Origin of the sequence: Mesorhizobium sp. M0159, from assembly GCF_040322295.1 — a bacterium.
Lineage (GTDB): Bacteria > Pseudomonadota > Alphaproteobacteria > Rhizobiales > Rhizobiaceae > Mesorhizobium.
Genome location: NZ_JAMYTF010000111.1, coordinates 1 through 4,745, shown reverse-complemented (window position 1 = coordinate 4,745; position 4,745 = coordinate 1). Strand labels below are relative to the sequence as shown.

The 4,745-nt window shown below is 60.6% G+C and carries 1 protein-coding gene; it reads right to left on the bottom strand.

Translation table 11 applies throughout. The features are described 5' to 3' along the window. Positions 1–203: 203 nt before the first annotated feature. Entirely contained in the window at positions 204–4,562 is a 4,359-nt protein-coding gene (locus NKJ32_RS35035; protein WP_352830495.1) for a Ulp1 family isopeptidase, read from the bottom strand. Between the last annotated feature and the right edge of the window lie 183 nt (positions 4,563–4,745).

The window sequence follows — 4,745 nt, the reverse complement described above, 5'->3', positions numbered from 1 at the left end:
TTCTTCAACGCTGACGTAGATGTTAGCTACGGAGGCACGTTGGCCGCGTGACAGTGAGCTATGCTGGAGATTGGGGTGACGAGGCCGATCAAGCCTTCCAACAGTACCAGCCTGATCAATTACGGCGAGAGCTACCGGTCCGGAGATCGCATCAGCGCCTCTGTCGTCAAGAGAGCTGTTCTGCTTGACCCCAGCCATGGAGCTCAACGCCCCGCGTCGGAGCGCTCCCTGCTTCTGAAGGAAGCCATTAGGTCCGCTCGGGCTTGATCGGAGGCTTGGCTGATGGACGTCGTGGTTGCTTCGCTCAGTTGCCGCCCCATGGCGCGGCTTTGCGGATTATCAGTCCTCTGCCTCTTCGCCGGTCTCAACAGCGCTGTGTAATGTTCATTGTTTATGATGACGCCCCCGCTGTTCACGAGGTTGCTCCTGTCAAGTGTACTCGTCAGTCCGTCCTGGGCCTCACGCTTCTTGCCCAAGTGCCGTTCAAACGGCGCTGGCGCGACTTGTTGAGCTCGAGAGATGGGTCCCTGCTCTCCTGCGTGGCCATGAGCTTGTGCCGCGGTCTGCGCAGCGGCGTCCCCAATGGCACGAGCCTCCATGCCGACTGCGTCTTCCGGACGAGCAGCAAGGGCAATTTCGCGCCCGAGTGCGAACTTCCGGACATGAGTTAGTGCACTGATGTCAGCGGTTTTCATATAGCGCTTGGCATCTTCATCCAGCGACCGCTCGTGAAGCCGATCCGCAATCCCCGGCTTTTTGTTTTCAACCAGGCATTGACTGAAACGTCTAAGAGCAGACCCATAGACCTCAACGGTACGGGGTTTCGGCCCGGTCGGCGCTGCCTCGTACGCTTTGATGAGAGCCGCTGTGTACTCTCTGATGAGCACGGCGTCGGCAGGGTGGGGATTCAGGGCAGGGCGGCCCACCACTGGCGCTCCGCCCGCCCACGTCTTGAGACGACCCAGTGACCCAGCCACGGCCGAGGGGCCGCCACCCCAGATCTCGTACTCCTTGCGATCCCGATCCAGCGACGAATCGTGAAGCCGATCCGCAATCCCCGGCTTGTTATTTTCAACGAGCCAATGACCAAAGCCGAAAAGAATATCTACATGGCGCTTGACCGTGATCTCCCCGACCTTACCGGCATAGAGTGCTGACCTCAGCCCTTCGACAAGGGTCGCATCGTTGGAATAAAGAGGACCCTTGTCGGGACCGGAGACCACTTTTGGGCGATCTGGCTGCACCGCCGCCGGCACAGAACGAGCATGGTCACGCAACTCGGACGGTGCGGGGGGATTCAGATCAACCACTGACGAATCCGGCGCATGATGATGGCGCGCCGTTGAGTGACCCGGCTGCAGCACCGAGGCACCCAGCATCGACCCACTGCCTCCGGCGTACGGCGCCGCGGCGTGTTCTTGTCCGCTCCCTTGCATCATGGGCTGCGCCTCCCATGGCAATGCACCCACTTGATGGGTGGGGGCCTGCATCAGCACGCGAGCGCCTGAATTGCCGATCTCGCTCAGCTGCGGCTCAGTGGCAACGTCCTGCAGACGACTGTTCGGGGTCCTTTGCCTCTTCGCTGGTCTCAACTCCGCTGTATCATGCTCACGGTTGATGAGGACCTCCTCGCTTGGTAGCTGGTTGCTCCTGTCCTGTGCAGCGATCCGCTCGTCCGGCGCGCGCTGGTCGCCGTCGCGCCAGCTCAGGGGACGAAAGGACCCTGCGGGATCCGAGGCTTGGTGATGGGGCCCAGTTGGCACGAAAGACGATGCCAGAACAGCGTCGTCTTCATTAGCTTTCCCAGGGGGGAGATACTCTGGCCAACTGTATTCCTCCTGCGGCCCGCTGTGCTGCGCAGCGGCGTCCCCCTTGCTCTCAAGACTTTGAGATTTAAATGGGTCCCCGGGAGCAACGTCTGGCGCTGACTGGCCGAGCCGCTTGATCTGCTGGTGAAACGTCCCAACGGGGCTTTCCTTAACCGCGTCTCGGGCCTGTCGGTCCATGAGTTCAAAGTTCGTGAGATTATTTGCCGTTCCGAATGTATTGTCACCCCTGAGGCGGGTTTGTAGTGCCTGCCGATTGACGACGAGGTTGTTGAGGTTCAGGTTATCTGGCTGCGATTGCAATCGCCCAACCAGCGCCCGCGTGCCGTCCACCACGTAGACTCCGCAATCCACCACGTTGCTCTGCTGGGCGATGCGGGATACGCCCACGCGGGTCTCCAGGCTGGCGCCCAGATTTTCTGCGAGCTCTTTTGCAAGCGTGTCATTGCATCCGTTGTAGGAGTCATAATGATAGGCAACCGGCCGTTCCCGGTCGCTGCGATCAACGAACAGCAGCGACCAATGGGTGCCGCGCTCCGCAAGAGTCTTACCGCCATCGCTCACTGGCACGAACAGGAAGTCGGCTGTGTCGTTACCGTTCTGATGGACGATGCGCTGGAATGCGCTTAGCATGACGCTCTCGGAGCCCAAGCGCAGATGATAATTGGCTACGAGGGGATCCACGAACCGCGTCCGGGCGGCGAGATCTGGATTGTTCCCCTGCAACTCCTGCTCCAGGAGTTGGTAATCCCTCTGGATATGTTCGTCGCCTAGCCATTCCAATGCGCCGAGCACCCGCCCGTCTTTAGCTTTCCCAGGGGGCCTCTCTGGCCGACCCAATGCCTCCTGCGTCCCGCTGCGCTGCGCAGCGGCGTCCCCAATGGCACGAGCCTCCATGCCGACTGCGTCTTCCGGACGAGCAGCAAGGGCAATTTCGCGCCCGGGTGCGAACTTCCGGAGATGAGCTAGTGCACTGATCCTCCGGTTACCACCGGAGTTCACATAGCGCTTGGCATCTTCATCCAGCGACCCCTCGTGAAGCCGATCCGCAATCCCCGGCTTTTTGTTTTCATGCAGGTATTCACTGAAACGTATAAGAGTAGATCCATAGACCTGAATGGTACCGCGATTCGGCCCGGTCGCAGGCGCTTCTTTGTACTCTTTGATGAGAGCCGCTGTGTAATCTCTGATGAGCGCGGCGTCGGCAGGGTAGGGATTCCGGACAGGGCGGTCGACCACTGGCGCTCCGCCCGCCAACGTCTTGAGACGACCCAGTGCTCTAGCCACGATCGAGGGGCCACCCCTGCTCTCGTACTCCGAGGGGCCACCCCTGCTCTCGTACTCCTTGCGATCCTGATCCAGCGACGATTCGTCAAGCCGAGCAGCAAATCCCGGCCTGTTATTGTCAAAGAGCCAACGACCAAAGCCGAGAAGAGAATTTACATGGCGCTTGACCGTGCTCTCCTTGACCTTACCCGCGTAAGCTGACCTCAGCCCTTCGACAACGGTCGCATCGTTGGAATAGAGGGGACCCTTGTCGCGACCGGAGACCCCTATTGGAGGATCTGGCTGCACCGCCGCCGGCACAGAACGAGCATGGTCACGCAACTCGGACGGTGCGGGGGGATTCAGATCAACCACTGACGAATCCGGCGCATGATGATGGCGCGCCGTTGAGTGACCCGGCTGCAGCACCGAGGCACCCAGCATCGACCCACTGCCTCCGGCATACGGCGCCGCGGCGTGTTCTTGTCCGCTCCCTTGCATCATGGGCTGCGCTTCCCATGGCAATGCACCCACTTGATGGGTGGGGGCCTGCATCAGCACGCGAGCGCCTGAATTGCCGATCTCGCTCAGCTGCGGCTCAGTGGCAACGTCCTGCAGACGACTGTTCAGGGGCCTTTGCCTCTTCGCTGGTCTCAACTCCGCTGTATCATGCTCACGGTTGATGAGGACCTCCTCGCTTGATAGCTGGTTGCTCCTGTCCTGTGCAGCGATCCGCTCGTCCGGCGCGCGCTGGTCGCCGTCGCGCCAGATCAGGGGACGAAAGGACCCTGCGGGATCCGAGGCTTGGTGATGGGGCCCAGTTGGCACGAAAGACAATGGCAGAACAGCGTCGTCTTCATTAGCTTTCCCAGGGAGCTCGCGCCCGAGTTCGGACTTCCGGAGATGAGCTAGTGCACTGATCCCACCGGAGTTGTTATAGCGCTTGGCATCTTCATCCAGCGACCCCTCGTGAAGCCGAGCCGCAATCCCCGGCTTTTTGTTTTCAACCAGGTATTCACTGAAACGTCTAGGAGCAGATCCATAGGTCTGAATGGTAGCGGGATTCGGCCCGGTCGGCGCTGCCTTGTACTCTTTGATGGGAGCCGCTGTGTAATCTCTGATGAGCGCGGCGTCGGCAGGGTCGGGATTATTCAGGACAGCGGCGCGGTCCAGCACTGGCGCTCCGCCCGCCCACGTCTTGAGATGACCCACTGCTCTAGCCACGTCCGAGGAGCCACTCTTGCTCTCGTACTCCTTGAGATCCGGATCCAGCGACTCCTCGTGAAGCCGAGCAGCAAATCCCGGCCTGTTATTATCAAAGAGCCAACGACCAAAGCCGAGAAGAGAATTTACATGGCGCTTGACCGTGCTCTCCAATGCTGACCTCAGCCCTTCGACAACGGTCGCATCGTTGGAATAAAGAGGACGCTTGTCGGGACCGGAGACCCCTATTGGAGGATCTGGCTGCACCGCCGCCGGCACAGAACGAGCAGGGTCACGCAACTCGGACGGTGCGGGGGGATTCAGATCAACCACTGACGAATCCGGCGCATCATGATGGCGCGCCGTTGAGTGACCCGGCTGCAGCACCGAGGCACCCAGCATCGACCCACTGCCTCCGGCGTAGGGCGCCGCGGCGTGTTCTTGTCCGCT